The 16829-nt window shown below is 67.3% G+C and carries 15 protein-coding genes; 14 read left to right on the forward strand and 1 reads right to left on the reverse strand.

The window, feature by feature from the left end:
* Positions 1-47: 47 nt before the first annotated feature.
* The 10 genes from OWM54_RS14770 (at position 48) to OWM54_RS14815 (ending at position 10566) form a co-directional block, all read left to right on the forward strand.
* On the forward strand, positions 48-863 hold the full coding sequence (locus OWM54_RS14770) for a hypothetical protein (RefSeq protein WP_267697916.1): 816 nt from the start codon (positions 48-50) through the stop codon (positions 861-863).
* A gap of 220 nt (positions 864-1083) precedes the next feature.
* Entirely contained in the window at positions 1084-2019 is a 936-nt protein-coding gene (locus tag OWM54_RS14775; RefSeq protein ID WP_223738404.1) for a cation diffusion facilitator family transporter, read from the forward strand.
* A complete protein-coding gene (locus OWM54_RS14780) occupies positions 2012-2662 on the forward strand; it encodes a cation diffusion facilitator family transporter (RefSeq protein ID WP_267697917.1) in 651 nt (216 codons plus the stop codon). The genes OWM54_RS14775 and OWM54_RS14780 overlap by 8 nt, the downstream gene beginning before the upstream one ends.
* Positions 2663-2684: 22 nt before the next feature.
* Complete coding sequence (locus tag OWM54_RS14785; protein ID WP_267697918.1) at positions 2685-3068, forward strand: DUF3703 domain-containing protein; 384 nt, start codon at positions 2685-2687, stop codon at positions 3066-3068.
* Positions 3069-3147: 79 nt separating this feature from the next.
* The gene (locus OWM54_RS14790; protein ID WP_223738401.1) at positions 3148-3477 is read left to right on the forward strand and encodes a hypothetical protein; all 330 of its coding nucleotides are present in this window, start codon (positions 3148-3150) and stop codon (positions 3475-3477) included.
* A gap of 438 nt (positions 3478-3915) precedes the next feature.
* The gene (locus tag OWM54_RS14795; RefSeq protein WP_267697919.1) at positions 3916-5052 is read left to right on the forward strand and encodes a TolC family protein; all 1137 of its coding nucleotides are present in this window, start codon (positions 3916-3918) and stop codon (positions 5050-5052) included.
* The gene (locus tag OWM54_RS14800) at positions 5049-6347 is read left to right on the forward strand and encodes an efflux RND transporter periplasmic adaptor subunit (RefSeq protein ID WP_176435907.1); all 1299 of its coding nucleotides are present in this window, start codon (positions 5049-5051) and stop codon (positions 6345-6347) included. The genes OWM54_RS14795 and OWM54_RS14800 overlap by 4 nt, the downstream gene beginning before the upstream one ends.
* Positions 6348-6356: 9 nt before the next feature.
* Entirely contained in the window at positions 6357-9518 is a 3162-nt protein-coding gene (locus OWM54_RS14805; protein ID WP_267697920.1) for an efflux RND transporter permease subunit, read from the forward strand.
* Positions 9515-9856, forward strand: coding sequence for a P-II family nitrogen regulator (locus OWM54_RS14810; RefSeq protein WP_176435908.1), 342 nt, complete (start codon positions 9515-9517; stop codon positions 9854-9856). Before OWM54_RS14805 ends, OWM54_RS14810 begins: the two co-directional genes overlap by 4 nt.
* A gap of 365 nt (positions 9857-10221) precedes the next feature.
* Entirely contained in the window at positions 10222-10566 is a 345-nt protein-coding gene (locus OWM54_RS14815) for a laminin G domain-containing protein (protein WP_267697921.1), read from the forward strand.
* A gap of 82 nt (positions 10567-10648) precedes the next feature.
* On the opposite strand, the gene OWM54_RS14820 is transcribed toward OWM54_RS14815, so the two are convergent.
* Complete coding sequence (locus tag OWM54_RS14820; protein ID WP_267697922.1) at positions 10649-11806, reverse strand: site-2 protease family protein; 1158 nt, start codon at positions 11804-11806, stop codon at positions 10649-10651.
* A 243-nt stretch (positions 11807-12049) separates the two neighbouring features.
* On the opposite strand from OWM54_RS14820, the gene OWM54_RS14825 reads away from it, so the two are divergent.
* From OWM54_RS14825 to accC, 4 genes are all read left to right on the forward strand, one after another.
* Complete coding sequence (locus OWM54_RS14825) at positions 12050-12763, forward strand: Coq4 family protein (protein WP_223746186.1); 714 nt, start codon at positions 12050-12052, stop codon at positions 12761-12763.
* 50 nt (positions 12764-12813) lie between these two features.
* Positions 12814-14376, forward strand: a complete 1563-nt coding sequence (locus OWM54_RS14830) for an acyl-CoA carboxylase subunit beta (RefSeq protein WP_046711264.1) — start codon at positions 12814-12816, stop codon at positions 14374-14376.
* A 122-nt stretch (positions 14377-14498) separates the two neighbouring features.
* Positions 14499-15110, forward strand: a complete 612-nt coding sequence (locus OWM54_RS14835) for a hypothetical protein (RefSeq protein WP_267697923.1) — start codon at positions 14499-14501, stop codon at positions 15108-15110.
* 188 nt (positions 15111-15298) lie between these two features.
* A complete protein-coding gene (accC, locus tag OWM54_RS14840) occupies positions 15299-16819 on the forward strand; it encodes an acetyl-CoA carboxylase biotin carboxylase subunit (protein WP_223746185.1) in 1521 nt (506 codons plus the stop codon).
* Positions 16820-16829 lie beyond the last annotated feature (10 nt).

The raw sequence follows: 16829 nt of genomic DNA on the forward strand, positions 1-16829 counted from the left end.
AGAGCCCTGCATCGCACCCGGGACCGGACCAGCACATGCCCACCCCTATGATGGAACGCCTCGCGGATGGCGACGCTGCAGCCGCCTTCATCGCCGTTGCGGCGCTGGGCCTCTGCGGCGCGATGCTGCACGAAGCCTGGCGTGGCACGAAAGCGCGCTGGGCGCGCACCGCGTCCATATTCGTGATGGTCCTCGTGCTCGTGCTGGCTGCCCTACCCGCCCTCGAAACAGTTCTGCCTGGGCAGCCACTTGCTGCCGTCGAAGTGACGGAGAAGGGACAGAGCATCCCCCTCCCTCCTTCTGTGAATGGAAGGGTCCTCGTCGTGGTGAGGGGCAGGCTCGCCCAAACAGGCGACACCGAAATCCTGTTTTCGATAGCGGGAATGGAGGAGATGATACGTGGGACGCTGGAGCGGTCGCGTACCTACATCCGGGCGAAGCGCGGGCGCACCCATGTCTGGCGCAACCGATTGAGCTTCCATCAGCGAGGCTCCATCCCGCGAGGCGTACACGCGCTGACGGTGGAGCAGTTGGAGGGGAGCCTTGAAGGCCCTTTGCGCGTGGAGTTCTACCGCAACCGGTGGCCCCCCCTTCTCGTATCCTGGGCTGCGGGCCTCGTGCTGCTCACAGCCTCGGTGCTTCAAGCCCGCCTCCAGCTCCGCCGATACGCGCTCTGGGCTGGTACTGCGCTCGGAACGAGCCTGTTCATCTACAACTGGGGCGAACCCCGCGCCGACATCACGTTCGCTGCGGCCTGCCTCTTCTTGGGATTCACAGTGGGCGCTCCCATAGGGTGGTTGGCGTCCCAAGCACTGCGGGCGCGGTCCCCTTCGCCTGCTCGACGGCGAAGAAACCGGAGCTGAGCTCCAGGCAGCCATGAGAATTCGGAGGTCGGGGAAGGCGTGCACTCCCATCGGGCGCTGGCGGGGCCGCTTCGTCAGCGTCCGCGCGCGACAAAAACGTGGAGGTGTAACCCTGGGCAAATCCGTTCGTCAGCCCAGGTAGATTTCAGGAAGTCCCTGCTGGCACACCGGAAAAGGAGTGTGCAGCGGAACTGTTTTCACTCTGGAGGCACCCACGCCCATGTCAGGTTCCCACAGTCACGCACCCGATTCACCCGGACGGGCATTTGCCATCGGTGTAACCCTCAATTTGGCCTTCGTTGCTGTCGAGGCCACCTTCGGCGTCATCTCCAACTCTCTGGCGCTAGTGGCGGATGCCGGCCATAACCTGAGCGACGTCCTCGGGTTGATGCTCGCCTGGGGGGCGAGCATCCTGGCCAGGCGAAAGCCGACAGCCCGCCACACCTATGGTCTGCGCAGTTCGTCCATCCTGGCAGCCCTCCTCAATGCCCTCCTCCTGCTCGTCGCCGTGGGCGCTATCGGATGGGAGGCTGTGCAGCGCGTCGGAGAGCCCGCTCCTGTCTCCAGCGTCACCATCATGGCGGTAGCCGGGGTGGGCATCATCATCAACACCGCCACGGCCATGCTCTTCTGGAAGGGCCGCAAGGACGACCTCAACATCCGGGGTGCATTCCTCCACATGGCTGCGGACGCAGGAGTGTCGCTCGGTGTCGTCCTGGCCGGCGCCCTCATCCATTTCACCGGATGGGCATGGCTCGACCCCGTGGTGACGCTCCTCATCGCAGTCCTCATTTTCTGGGGGACATGGGGACTACTCAAAGACTCCGTCAATCTCGCCTTGCATGCAGTGCCGCAGAACATCGACATGACCTTGGTACGGGAGCAGCTGAGCCGAGCACCTGGCGTCGTCGACGTGCATGACCTGCACGTCTGGGCCATAAGCACTACCGAGGCGGCCCTCACCGCGCATCTCGTCGTTCGGGGGATACAACTGGACGACCCGCTCCTCGACCGCATGAAGCGGCAACTCCACGATGAGTTCGGCATCGAGCACGTCACGCTCCAGGTGGAGGCGGGGCAGCTTTCCAACTGCTGCAACATCGCGCCCGCCGAGGAGCCTGTCGTGGCGCACCCTGGAGAGGAAAATCATGTCTGAGACGGCCACCTTGCCCGACGGAAGACTGCCGCTTCTCAAACGGGCCAAGGCATTGACGCTGGTCACCGTGGGATGGAACCTCATCGAGGGCACCATCGCCGTGGCCGCAGCCCTCGCTGCCGGCAGCGTGGCGCTACTCGGCTTCGGAGTGGACAGCTTCGTGGAGAGCACTTCCGCAGCCATCATGCTGTGGCGCCTCTCGGCGGAGCGGCGAGCTCGGCGCACTCCCGGGGAACTGGAGCAACTGGACCGCCGCGCGCACCGGCTCATCGGACTGTCACTCTTCGCGCTGGCCGCATTCGTGGCATGGGAAGCATCGACATCGCTTCTGAACAGCGAGCGGCCCAAGACGAGCCTCGTCGGCCTCATTCTTGCGACTGTCTCACTGGCGGTAATGATGTGGCTCGCGCGCGCGAAAAAGCGGACCGCCGTGGCCCTGGGCAGCCGCGCCATGGAAGCCGATGCCTTCCAGACCACTGCGTGCTGGTGGCTGTCCCTCATCACCTTGGGTGGTATCGGCCTCAACGCGGCTTTCGGTTGGTGGTGGGCGGACCCAGTGGCCGCCCTTGGGATGACGCTCTTCCTTGTGAAGGAAGGCCGGGAAGCGTGGCGGGGCGAGGACACCTGCGCTGCGTGTCACTGACGCATCAGAAGGAGGCGCCTTGATGGAACCGAAGTTGCGAATTCATTTCGAGAAGGAACTGCGACAAGCCTCCGAGGCCGAGGCCAAAGGCCACCTCCAACTGGCGTGGCATTCGCTGGAACGCGCTCACATTCTGAGCCAGGCCCACGCGTGGCCTCATCTTCAGGTCCACGGAGCCATGTTCTGCTTCGCATGGAGGAGAGGAAACCTGAGCGAGCTGGCCGGACAGTTGCCCCGATTGCTGCTGGCCGCCCCTGGCTCCTGGCTCGGGCGCGCTCCCCTCGGCAACACCGGAGGCGCCAACGTGGGCATCTTCACGCCCATGCCCATTCCAGGGGACCTCCAGGCCATCTTCCAAGAAGCTGCCCGGCAGGAAGGGCAAGGGCCCCCCAGGCAGGCCCCCTGAACGAGGTGAATCCGTGCGCCAGCAAACCGTGACCACCAGCCGTATTGCCTTCTTCCACTAAAGTCACTACGAAGACACCGTGCTGCGCCTTCTGATGTTCATCGTGCTGGTCAACGGCCTCGTGCCTTCCTTCGGGGAGGCCGTCGAGATGGCCGTTCACTACGCGGCGTCCGGGCATCTCGCGCACTCCATTGCGGACGAGTCAGACCTGGGAGAGTCCAGCCGGGAGCACGGCTGTGGCCCAACCGAGCACCATTGCGGGTGCTGCCCCAGCCAGTCCGTCATTCCTGAATCCCTGCCGTCACCGGGTTGGGCCATCACGGTCAAACCGCCGAAGATTGTCGGGCAGAACCAGGAGGCGGCCGAGGAAGTGCGTCCCCGCCTCCTGCGTCCGCCTATATCGGCCTAACGGCCGGTTCGTGCGCCCCTCCACCTCCAGCCGTGCTGTGGCCGTGACGTCCTGCGGCCATGCGCGTGCGGCAATTCTCGCACGCTTACGGGGACTCTCGCTTCGAGAGACCAGGAGATAGGCCGCGCCTTCGCGCCGATGACGCGCGAACGGACCGGACGCATGTGCCTGCTCAGGCGTGCCCGGTACCGCCATGCGCGGCGCCGGCCTTGGGCCATCTCTCATCCACTCATCAGCTGCGGCTGACGCTGCAGGTGTGCTCGCGTCCTGACGGTCTGACTCCGCCGGTTCCGCACATCCTCCAGCCCAGGCGCGGCCCTACCTCTTTTCAATTTGGTGAGCGTCGTGTCTCCATCAATCCGTCTCATAAGTCTGCTCCCGCTCCTGCTCGTCGCGGTGCCGGCCTTCGCGGCCCGCCCTCTCACGATGGAGCAAGCTGTGGCACTCGCACTCGAACGCAGCCCCCGACTCATTTCCACCCAGGCCGATGCCGCCGCAGCTCGAGCTCAGCTTTCGGGAGCATCCCTCCTGTTCCAGACCAATCCGGACCTACAAGTCGCCATCGGCCCACGCTTTCGCGCGAGTGGGAACAACGTCGACGTGGGCGCCGGGGTGAGCCAACAACTGGAACTCTTCGGCCAGCGCGGAGCGCGCAGGGACGCCGCAGCGGCGACACTTTCCGCGAGCGAGTCGCGCCTCGCGGTCTCTCAGGTAGAGCTCGCGGCCGAAGTGCGCCAAGCCTTCGGCAGGGCCCTCGCGGCCGAGCAGGAACTGCAACTGGCCAATGATGCACTCGTACTCGCAGAGCAGGGCCGGGATGCCGCAGAGCAGCGACTGCAGGCTGGAGCCGCCTCTCGCATCGAAGTGAACACCGCGCGGGTGGCGCTGGGCCAGACCCAGCGTGCCCGTGTTCGCGCCGTCCAGCGCCGGACGCAGGCCCTCGGAGAGCTGCGACTGCTGCTGGGCATCGAACCAACTGAGGACATCGCACCCGAAGGGAACCTGCGCGCGGAGGCGGCCGCGCCCCCAATCCTTTCCGTCCTCCTGGAGCGAGCGGCGGCGCAACGCGCGGACCTCAAGGCAGCCAAGGCCGAGTTGGAGGCAGCCCAGGCAGAGGTCCGGCTCGCCAGCCGGGGGGCGCTACCCCGCCCTCGATTGGGGGTGAGCTACAGCCAGGAGGAGGACGCCCAAATCGTCCAAGGCACACTCGGCATCGACCTGCCCCTCTTCAACCGCAACCAAGCGGCGCGAGGGATTAGCACGGCACGGGCGGCCCAGGCGGAGCGGGCGCTCGCCGCCACCGAACGCTTCGTGCGTTCCGAGGTGGTGCTCGCCCTCGAGCGCTACCGCACTGCCCTGTCAGCCGCGGAGGTGTTCGGCGGCGATGTGATGGCGGCCGTGCAAGAGAACTTAAAGCTGATCAATGAGGCCTATCGGGCCGGGAAGGTGGACTTCCTGGAGCTGCTCATCATCCGGCGCGAGGCCCTCGATACGAGCCGTAGCTACATCGAGGCCCTTGAGGAACTCAACGCCGCGGAGGCCCAACTCAAGAAAGTGGTGGGGAACATCCAATGAACGTTCACACGAATCTGTCCATCGTCCTGGCGGCGGCCCTTCTTCTGGCCAGTTGCTCCGACAAGAAGGCCGCCCCCCCCTCCGATGAAGCGAAGACGGCCCCGTCCGGCAAGGAGACGAAGGGCAAGCCCCACGCCGAAGAAGAGGGCCACGACCACGAGAAGGAAGAAGGCGAAACCCATGGTGAGGGGGGAGAAAAACATGACGAGGTCATCACCCTCACGCCAGAGGCGCTGCGCTCGGCGCAGCTCCAGTTGGCCCAGGCAGAGGCAAAGCCCCTCGTAACCGGCCTCATCGTGCCAGCGCGTATCACCTTCACCCAGCAAGGCGTAGCCAGAGTGGCCTCCCGCGTTCCAGGACGACTCGCCACCATCCAGGTAGCTCTCGGCCAGAAGGTGAAAAAGGGGGAGGTGCTGGGCCATCTCGAGAGCCCTGAGCTTGGCCAGGCGCGAGCGGACTACCTCTCCGCCGCGACCAAGGCGCGCGTGGCGGAGCAGAACTTCCGCCGGGAGAAGGATCTGCTTGCTAAAGGAATCACCAGCGAGCGGGACATGCGCGAGGCGGAAAGCACCTTCGTCACCGCCGAGGCGGAGCGCAACGCCGCCGACGGCCGGCTTCATGCGCTCGGCCTTTCCGACGGAGAAATCAGCACGCTGCGTAGCAACGAGCACTACAGCTCGCGCTTTCCGGCCATCAGCCCACTGACAGGCACGGTGGTGGAGATTTCGGGCACGGTGGGCCAGGCGGTGGAGGCGGCCACGTCCCTCTTCACGGTGGCGGACCTCACGGAACTCTGGGTGCAGTTGGACCTGACGGAGTCTCAGCTCCCGCAGGTCCATGCCGGTCAGCCGGTGGAAATCACCGTCCAAGCACGGGCGGGCCAGCGCTTCGCGGGCCGCGTGGACTACATCGGAGACGTCGTTGATGAGAAGACTCGCACCATTCCGGTACGAGTCGTGGTGTCCAACACCGATGGGGCGCTCAAGCCGGGCATGTTCGCCCAGGCGGAAATCGCCACCACCTCGGGAGAGACACGAGACTCGGGCTCCGCCTCGCCCACACGCATCGTTGTCCCACGAGAGGCCGTGCAAAAGGTCGGCGAAGAGCAGGTGGTCTTCGTCCCAGCCGGCGAGAACCGCTTCCGCCCCGTCGAGGTCCAGACTGGCGCCAGTTCCGCCCAGGACGTGGAAATCCTCTCAGGTCTTCAGCCCGGTACCTCCTTCGTCACTCAAGGAGCCTTCATCCTCAAGTCCGAGCTCTCGAAGGAGAGCATGGGCGAGGGCCACTCCCACTAGGCGGGCGCCATGTTCGACAGGCTCATCCATTTTTCCATCAAGAACCGCATCCTCATCTTCATCCTGACGGCGGTGCTCATCGGCTTCGGCCTCAACGCACTGCGCTCACTTCCCATCGACGCGGTACCGGACGTCACCAACGTGCAGGTCCAAATCCTCACGTCCTCACCGGGCCTTGGGCCGGTAGAGGTGGAGAGGTTCATCACCGTGCCCGTCGAGACCGCGATGAGCGGCTTGCCGGACACCGAGGAAATTCGCTCCGTCTCCAAGTTCGGGCTGTCCGTCGTCACCGTCGTCTTCAAGGACGAAGTGAACATCTACTTCGCGCGGCAGCTCATACAGGAGCGGCTGACAGCGGCGCGCGAAAGCATCCCCGAAGGCTACGGCTCTCCGGAGATGGGGCCCATCTCCTCGGGCCTGGGAGAAATCTACCAGTTCGAAGTACGGGGCGAGGGCCAGGGCCCCATGGAGCTGCGCAGCATCCTGGAGTGGCAGGTTTCCCCGCGGCTACGTGCCGTGCCCGGCGTCGTCGAGGTCAACGCCTTCGGCGGAGAGCTCAAGACTTATGAGGTGCAGGTGGACCCCTCCAGGCTCACGGCCTACGGCCTGTCTCTGGGCCAGGTGTTCCAATCCCTGGAGGAGAACAACGCCAACGCCGGAGGCGCGTACATCGCACGCGGTCCGGAGCAGGTGCTCATCCGTGGCGAAGGCCTTGTGGAGACGCTGGATGATATCCGCAGCATCGTCCTCTCCACGTCGCCACAAGGAGTCCCGGTCTATGTCCGAGACGTGGCCAACGTGGCGTTCGCTCCACAGGTCCGTCAGGGCGCGGTGACGCGTGACGGCCGGGGCGAGGCCGTTACGGGCATCGTGATGATGCTCATCGGGCAGAATTCGCGCGAGGTGGTCAACGACGTGAAGGCCGAGGTGGAGAAGATCCGCCCCACCCTGCCTCCTGGCGTCACCATCGATACCTTCTACGACCGCACGGACCTGGTCCGGAAGACCATCCAAACGGTGGCGAAGAACCTCGTCGAGGGCGGGCTGCTCGTCATCGTCGTGCTCTTCGTCATGCTGAGAAACCTACGCGCGGGACTCCTGGCCGCCGCGGCCATTCCCCTGTCCATGCTCTGCGCCTTCATCGGGATGCGGGCGCTGGGCGTCTCAGGAAACCTGATGTCCCTGGGAGCCATCGACTTCGGCCTCATCGTCGACGGCGCGCTCATCATCGTGGAGAACGCGGTGCGGCACATTTCGGAGCAGAGCCACACGCTGGGCCGCGCCCTCACGCGTGAGGAGCGCGACGAAGTCGTCTATCGCAGCGCGGTGGAGGTGAGACAGGCGGCCGCGTTCGGTGAAGTCATCATCGGCGTGGTCTATCTGCCCATCCTCGCCCTGAGCGGCATCGAGGGGAAGATGTTCAAGCCCATGGCCATCACGGTCATCTGCGCCTTGGCGGGAGCCTTCGTCCTGTCACTCACCTTCATCCCGGCCCTCGCCTCCGTCCTGCTTCCCCGAAAGGCGAAGGAGCAGGAGAGCTTCATCGTCCGCGGGGCGCGCCGTGTCTACGAGCCCGCTCTGTCCTGGTGCCTCCGGCGACGCGGGGTGGTGGTGGGCATCGCTGGCGGGCTGCTCGCGGTGAGCTTGGCCACGGTGCCCTTCCTGGGTGCGGAGTTCATTCCCCGGCTGGATGAGGGAGCCCTCGCGTTGCAGGCCTGGCGTGTGCCCTCGGTCTCGCTGGAGGAGTCGGTGCGACAGACGGGCCTCATCGAACGGGTGCTCAAGCGCTTTCCCGAGGTCACCACCGTGGTCTCCCGAACGGGGCGCGCGGAGATCGCAACAGACCCCATGGGCGTGGAAATCAGCGACATCTTCGTCATGCTCAAACCCCATGAGGAGTGGACAACGGCGAAGGACCGCGAGGGGCTCATCGTCCGCTTCAACGAAGCGCTGACGAAGGAGGTGCCCGGCACCCTCTTCAGCTACTCGCAACCCATCGAGCTTCGGGTCAGCGAGCTCATCTCCGGCGTGCGCTCGGATGTGGCGCTCAAGCTCTATGGCGAGGACCTGGACGTGCTGAAACAGACGGGAGACAAACTCGCCGCCGCGCTGGCCAAAGTCCCGGGCGCCGCGGACGTCAAGGCCGAGCAGGTGGCGGGCCTCCCCGTCGCGCGCATCCAGATAGACCGGCAGGCCATCGCCCGCTATGGCATCAACGCCCGGCAGGTGCTGGACACCATCGAGGCCGTGGGTGGCAAAGAGGTGGGAACGGTGCTGGAGGGCCAGCGGCGATTCGCGCTCCAGGTGCGCTTCGCACCGGGCGCTCGGCAAAGCGTGGAGCAGCTTGAGGGAATCCGGGTGGCCAGCCCTTCCGGGCAACTCATCCCGCTCTCACAGCTCGCGCGCATTGTCGTAGAGGAAGGCCCCGCCCAGGTGAGCCGGGAGAACATCCAGCGACGACTCACCATCGAGACCAACGTGCGCGGGAGAGACCTCCAGGGCTTCGTCACGGAGGCACAGGCTGTCATCGCGCGCGAGGTCAAGCTGCCGGCAGGCTATTGGGTGAGTTGGGGCGGACAATTCGAGAACCTTCAGTCCGCGTCGAGCCGCCTCGCACTCGTAGTGCCCCTCACCCTTTTCCTCATCTTCGTGTTGCTCTACACCACGTTCAACGCGGTGCGGCCGGCCCTTCTCATCTACCTCAACATCCCCTTCGCGGTGACAGGTGGGCTGCTGGCGCTCCTGGCGCGGGGGATGCCACTGTCCATCTCCGCGGCGGTGGGCTTCATCGCCCTCTTCGGAGTCGCGGTGCTCAACGGCTTGGTCTTGGTGGCCTACATCCTCAAGCTGCGTCAGGACGGCCTGTCTCCTGCCCAAGCAGCCCATGATGCAGCCCACGTGCGCCTACGGCCGGTCCTCACCACGGCGTTGGTGGCCTCCCTGGGCTTCCTCCCCATGGCGTTCTCCAGCGGAGCGGGTGCCGAGGTGCAGAAGCCGCTGGCCACCGTCGTCATCGGCGGGCTCTTCAGTTCCACGCTGCTCACGCTGTTGGTACTGCCCACTGTCTACACCTGGTTCGACCGCGGCAACCCCAAGGTAGTCCCCGTCCCTCCAGAGCAGTCCCCTGCGCCCACGGGACACTCCCCCGTCGCCGAAGGAGGTGTTGCGTGAAGGAAATCAAGGCCATCATCCAGCCCTTCAAGGTCAGTGAAGTCACCGACGCGCTTGAAGCCATCCCCGGTGTGGGTGGCATCACCGCGCTGGACGTACGCGGCTTCGGCCACCAGCGCGGACACAACGGCATGGAGGCCCGCGCACACGGGTCACTCAACTATCTGCCCAAGGTCATGCTCCTCCTCGTCATCCCGGACTTACTCGTTGATACCGCGCTCGCCACCATCCAGCGGCATGCTCATACGGGCAACGTCGGAGACGGAAAGGTGTTCGTCTCCCATGTTGAGGACGCGCTCAGGGTGAGAACCGGGGAGAGGGGCGAATCGGCGCTCTGAGCTACCCTCTTCTCTGCGGCCGAGCTGCGAGCCAGGGTCTTTACGGGAAGGGTCAGACGCGCTGGAGCGAATGGCGCCGTTCACAGGGGGGCATGAAGTCCCACATGCCCCCCTGCCCAGTACGATGCATCCCCACACAGCCTCCCCTGCTGAAGGATGCTGGACGCCCTCCCCAATCCGCGCTACTCGGGGAAAAAGCCGCAGTGAAGTTTGCGGAGACTCAATCGGCCCCCGAATTTTCCCGACTTCGCCTAACCCCAGGATTTTTCTCGTGTTTTTCGTCGCAGTCTCTGGAGAGGGCACAGAGAACGAGTTCGCGCAGGGCTTCGTTCGGGGACCTCTCCACGGCCCACGGCTCCAACCTCGTGCAGAAGGGGCTGGCGAGCACCGCCCAGTGGAAGCTCCAGCTCGATGACGCCGTGCAGGGCCGACCCAGCTGCGTGGTCCGCACCACGGGCGGAGTGAATCCCATCATCGTCAAATCGTCGGTGGGCGTCGCCGATGGCGCCTGGCACAAGGTCGCCTGCCAGCGCACCAGCACCACGCTGACCATCCTCGTGGACAACGTCGCGCGCGGCAGCGCGCTGCTCCCGGCCACCTACGACATCAGCCCCACGGGCCAGGCCGTCAACGTGGGCGCCAAGAGCGTTGGCAACAACAACGACCAGTACCACGGCGAAATCGACGACGTTTACTTCAACCTCGACTGAGCCTCGCCCCCCGGCTCCGGTGGGCTCCCTCACACCGGAGTCGCGCCGTCTCGTCCCGCGCGAGCCAGTCCCTCGAGACCGCTCACGCGGGCCGCTCCTCGCGCCACCGCCGTGCATCCCGCTCCGCCCGCTCCTCCCGGTTCTGGAAGAGCGTCAACCCGCGCTCCACGTCGCCCAACTCCAGCGTCCCCGCCAGCCGCCCGTCCGCGTCCACCACCAACAGCAGCGGAGACTCCTCCTCCGCCATGCGACGCAGCGCCTGCCACCCGTCCTCCTCCAGCCGCGCCACCGGCGTCGCGCGCATCACCTCGCGCACCTGCCGCCGCGTCCGCTCCCCCGCCGGCACCGCGCGCACCGCCTCCACCGCCACGCGCCCCAGCGGCCTGCCGTCCTCCGTCACCGGCAACGCCGTGCGCCGCTCCACCCGGAACTCCGACAGCGCCTCCTCCAGCGACGCCCCCACGTCCACGCCCATCCAGCGCGGCGTCATCAACTCCGCCACCCGCACCTTCTCCAACGTGGCCTTCATCCGCACCTGCTTCGCCTCGCCATCCGCGCCCATGAAGATGAAGAACGCGATGACCATCAGGAATGGGTTGAACGTCGCCAGCCCCCACACCCCGAACAGCAGCGCGAACCCCCGCCCCACCACCGACGCCACCTGCGTCGCGCGCACCATCCCCATCCGCCCCGCGAGCAACGCCCGCAGAATCCTCCCGCCATCCATCGGGAACGCGGGCAGCAGGTTGAACACCCCCAGGAACAGGTTCAGGCTCGCCAGGTAGAAACACGCGAACTGCAGATTGAACGAGCCCGTGCCCGCCACGCCCCACGTGGCCAACGCGAGCAGCCCCGCCAGCGCCAGGCTCGTCAGCGGCCCCACCAGCGCCATCAGCGCCTCGTCCCGGGCCCTCGGCGGAGCCTCCGACAACTCCGACACCCCGCCCACCATCATCAGCGTTATCGAGCGCACCTGCCCGCCCCGCGCCAACGCGTACAACGTATGCGCCAGCTCGTGCACGAACACCGACACGAACAGCCCCACCGCCACGGCCAGCCCCCATGCCCACGGCGCGCCCCACAGCTGCCCCGCCGGAACCGCCGCCACCTCCGCGGCCCGCCGGAACGCGCCGCCAAAGACATACGCGAGCAACGGCAACACGAGCAGCAGCGAGAAGTGCACGCGGACGGGAATGCCGCGCAACGAGCCCACCTTCAACGCACCTCGCGTCTCGCGCATCTCGCCTCCTCCTTTTCCGGCGCGCCCTCGCCTGCCCCCACCAACCTCCGTCAGCCGCGCGACGCGCGCACGGTGCCAGGGGCGACGCGTTCGCCCGCCCGGCCCCTGAGTGTCCGCTCCCCATCCCGGCAGGTGTCCACCCACGAGCACACCGCTGACGACACGGCGCCACGCGCGTGACTCGCCAGCTAGCGTGCCCGCGCTCGACTCCCCGCCGTGCCCCTTCCCCTCGAGAGGCCCCGCATGAACCTGAACAGCCCCCTCACCCTCGCCCGCGAAGTCTGGCGAGCGGCCCGCGTGCTCAGGGACCCCCACCGCCTGCAGGACATCATCGACCTGGCCCGCGTGCTCGTGCCCCCCACCGCCATGCGCCGCATCGTGGAGCGACTGAGCCAATCCCCCACCTGCGCCCGCGCCCTCGCCGAGCGCCCCCGCGTGGGCCGCCTCCCGCTCGCCACGCTGCGAGCCCTGCCCGAGGGCACCCTGGGCCGCGCGTTCATCGACCACCTGGAGCGCAACGGCCTGGACCCCGACGCCCTGCCCCAACGCGAGGCCCACACCCCCGAGGACTACGTGCGCGCGCACCTGCTCGAGTCCCATGACATCTGGCACGTGCTCACCGGCTTCGACACCGACGTGGCCGGAGAGCTGGGCGTCCAGGCCTTCAGCCTGGCGCAGGTGGGCACCCCCTTCGCGCTCGGCATCCTCACCGGCGGGCTCGCCAACACCCTGCTCTACGCCTTCTCCGAGCGCGACGCCCGCGTCCAGGCGCTCGCCCGAGGCTGGGTGCTGGGACGCCGCGCCCACCCCGTGTTCGGCGCCCCCTGGAGCGAGCTGTGGGCGCGCCCCCTGGAGGAGGTCCGCCAGCGCTACGGCCTGGACTTGTTGGCAGTGGACGCGCTGCTCCCCGTCCTGATGGGCCCGGTAAAGGACGACCCCGCCCGACGCGCCGCCTGAGCGAAGGCGGGCAGCGCGCGAGCGCCCCAATCGTGCTAGAGCGCGGGCCCATGGACGAGACCACCGAGAAGGACCCCCTCCGCGCACGCCTCCAGCAGATGGAGAAGCAGGCCGAGCTGGGCGGCGGTGCGGACCGCATCGCCAAACAGCACGAGGCCGGCAAGCTCACCGCTCGCGAGCGCATCGACCTGCTCCTCGACCCCGGCTCCTTCTGCGAGCTGGACAAGTTCGTCACCCACCGCTCCACCGACTTCGGCATGGGCGACAAGAAGATTCCGGGCGACGGCGTCGTCACCGGCTACGGCACCGTCGAGGGCCGACAGGTGTTCGTCTTCGCCCAGGACTTCACCGTCTTCGGCGGCTCGCTGTCCGGCGCCTATGCCCAGAAGATCTGCAAGATCATGGACATGGCCACCCGCGTGGGCGCGCCCGTCATCGGCCTGAACGACTCCGGCGGCGCGCGCATCCAGGAGGGCGTGGAGAGCCTCGCGGGCTACGCGGACATCTTCCTGCGCAACACCCTGGCCTCCGGCGTGGTGCCCCAGATTTCGCTCATCATGGGTCCGTGCGCGGGCGGCGCGGTGTACTCGCCCGCCATCACCGACTTCATCATGATGGTGAAGGACACCTCGTACATGTTCATCACCGGCCCGGACGTCATCAAGACGGTGACGCACGAGGAGGTGTCGAAGGAGTCCCTGGGCGGCGCGCTGACGCACAACCAGAAGTCCGGCGTGGCGCACTTCGCCGCGGAGAACGAGCAGGCCGCCATCGTCATGACGCGCGAGCTGCTGTCGTTCCTGCCCTCCAACAACCAGGAGGACCCGCCCGTCCAGCCGTGTGACGACGACCCGTTCCGGGCCGAGGAGTCGCTCAAGACGATTGTCCCGAGCAACCCCAACAAGCCCTACGACATCAAGGACATCATCAAGGCCGTCGTCGACAACAAGCACTTCTTCGAGGTGCAGGAGCACTACGCGCGCAACATCGTCGTGGGCTTCGCGCGCATGAACGGCAAGAGCGTGGGCATCGTCGCCAACCAGCCCGCGGTGCTCGCCGGCGTGCTGGACATCGACGCCAGCGTGAAGGCCGCGCGCTTCGTGCGCTTCTGCGACTGCTTCAACATCCCCCTGCTCACCCTGGTGGACGTGCCCGGCTTCCTGCCCGGCACCGACCAGGAGTGGGGCGGCATCATCACCCACGGCGCCAAGCTGCTGTACGCCTTCGCCGAGGCCACCGTCCCCAAAATCACCCTCATCACCCGCAAGGCCTACGGCGGCGCGTACGACGTGATGGCGTCCAAGCACATCCGCGCGGACATCAACTACGCCTACCCCACCGCCGAAATCGCCGTGATGGGCCCCGAGGGCGCGGTCAACATCATCTTCCGCAACGAGCTGAACAAGGCGCAGGACGCCGCGGCCGAGCGCACGAAGCTGGTGAACGACTACCGCGAGAAGTTCGCCAACCCGTTCAAGGCGGCGGAGCTGGGCTACATCGACGAGGTCATCCGCCCCGAGGAGACCCGGGCCAAGGTCATCCGGGCGCTGGAGATGTTGAAGGACAAGCGTCAGGAGAACCCGCCGCGCAAGCACGGGAACATCCCGCTGTAGGCTCCCTTCCGGGCCCCTGGACGCCTGCTCTCCCTCGGCTGGAGAGCAGGCAGGCTCGGGCCGCGCGGGAAATTCTCGTGCGGCCCGAGGGCTTTCACCGGGCCAGGAAAGGAACCCCCATTTTGCCCCACCGCCGACTCCTTCTGTTTCTCGCCGACGTCGAAGGCAACCTCACCGCACTGCGTCAGACGCTCAAGCGTGTCTGCGAGGCGGTGGACCTCCCCACGCCGGAGGTGAAGTGGGTGGAAACGCCCCCGGACGGGCTGGCCGATGCGGGCTGGCACGCCGCGGAGGTGGCCCTGCCCCCGGCCCCTGGCCGCAAGGCGCGCAAGTCCGAGCAGCCCTTCCTGGAGGAGCAGCTCGACGCCATGGCGCAGGCCCTCTCCCAGGACTTCCGTGAGCGCACGCTGGGCATCTTCGTGGACCGGGAGCACAGCTACGCGCGCACGTGCGTCAGCGGCCCGGGCCGTCCCTCCAAGGCCGTGGAGGGCGAGGTGCTGGATGTGATGCGCCAGGCCGCTCGCTGGCTGGACGTGGAGACGGGCTTGCTGGCGCGGATGCTCGGGGGTGGCAACACCGCGCGCAACCTGCTGGCCGCGGCCGTGGATTTCGGTGGGGACGCCGCCGCGGTGCCGTCCAAGCCTCCGGAGCCGGATGAGGATGACCGGTTCGTCGAGGCGAAGCTCGCGCAGGCGCGGGCGTACATGGAGCAGTACCGCAGCGCGCGGAAGTAGGGCGCGCGCGTGTGACGCCCGGAGGGGTCTTCCGGGCGGGAAGAGGTTCGAGACGTACCGGGTGGACTCGAGCGTGGAGGTGGAAGCCTCCACTCCCTCCGAGAGCCCGACAGGACGCGCTCGGTGCCAACAACGGGGCCCGCATCCAACCCACGCAAAACGAGGCGGCCCGTGGTAGACGGGCGCCCATGCCCAAGATCCGCAAAGTGCTCGTCGCCAATCGCGGCGAGATCGCCATCCGGGTGATGCGCACCTGCAAGGAGCTCGGCATCGCCACCGTGGCGGTGTACTCGGAGGCGGACCGCGCCGCCCTGCATGTCCGCACCGCGGACCAGGCCATCTTCGTCGGCCCTCCGCCCTCCCGGGAGAGCTACCTGGTCCAGCAGCGCATCCTCGACGCCGCCAAGGCCGCCGGCGCGGACGCCATCCACCCCGGCTATGGCTTCCTCTCCGAGAACGCCTCCTTCGTGCGCGCCTGCGAGGCCGCCGGCATCACCTTCATCGGTCCGCCGGCCTCCGCCATGGACGCCATGGGCGAGAAGACCCGCGCCCGCGCGAACATGATCAAGGCCGGCGTGCCCGTGGTCCCCGGCACCACCGAGCCCATCGCCACGGAGGCCGAGGCGCGCGAGTACGCGCAGAAGATCGGCTTCCCCATCATGCTCAAGGCCGCGGGCGGCGGCGGCGGCAAGGGCATGCGCCGCGTGGAGGGGCTCGGTGACTTCGAGTCCGCGTGGCGCTCCGCCAAGAGCGAGGCGCTCAACGCCTTCGGCAACGACGCCGTCTACATCGAGAAGTATCTCGAGAAGCCACACCACGTCGAAATCCAGGTGTTCGCCGACACGCACGGCAACGTCATCCACCTGAACGAGCGCGAGTGCTCGGCGCAGCGCCGTCACCAGAAGGTGGTGGAGGAGACGCCCAGCCCCATCCTCACGCCGGAGCTGCGCTCGAAGATGGGCGAGGTCGCGGTGAAGGCGGCCAAGGCCGTCAACTACGTGGGCGCGGGCACGGTGGAGTTCCTGGTCGACGTGCACCGCAACTTCTACTTCCTGGAGATGAACACGCGCCTCCAGGTGGAGCACCCGGTGACGGAGTGGGTGACGGGGCTGGACCTGGTCGCGCTGCAGATCAAGGTCGCCGAGGGCGAGAAGCTGCCCCTGCTCCAGGCGCCCGCGCCGCAGGGCCACTCCATCGAGGTGCGCGTGTACGCGGAGGACCCCGCGCGCAACTTCATGCCCAGCCCGGGCAAGATTACGTACCTGCGCGTGCCGGGCGGACCCAACGTGCGCGACGACTCGGGCGTGTTCCCCGGGTACACGGTGCCCAACGTCTACGACCCGATGATCTCCAAGCTGTCCGTGTGGGCCCCCACGCGGCGCGAGGCCATCGCCCGGGCGCAGCGCGCGCTGTCCGAGTACGTGGTGAAGGGCATCACCACCAACATCCGCTACCTGCGGGCGATTCTGGCGCACCCGGAGTTCGTCGAGGGCGACTACGACACGGGCTTCCTCGGCCGCGAGCACACCACGCTGCAGGGCGTGGAGGACCCGAAGCTCAGCGAGATGGCGCTGCTGGCGAGCGTCGTCTACGCGCACCAGCGCGATGCCAAGCGCGCCAAGACGCTCCCCGGCGCCAAGGCCGCGAGCAGCTCCGACACGGGCCAGGTCAGCGCGTGGCGCCAGGCGCTGCGCTCGCGTCGCCGCTAACCCCACCCTG

It is taken from the genome of Myxococcus sp. MISCRS1, from assembly GCF_026626605.1.
Taxonomy (GTDB): domain Bacteria; phylum Myxococcota; class Myxococcia; order Myxococcales; family Myxococcaceae; genus Myxococcus; species Myxococcus fulvus.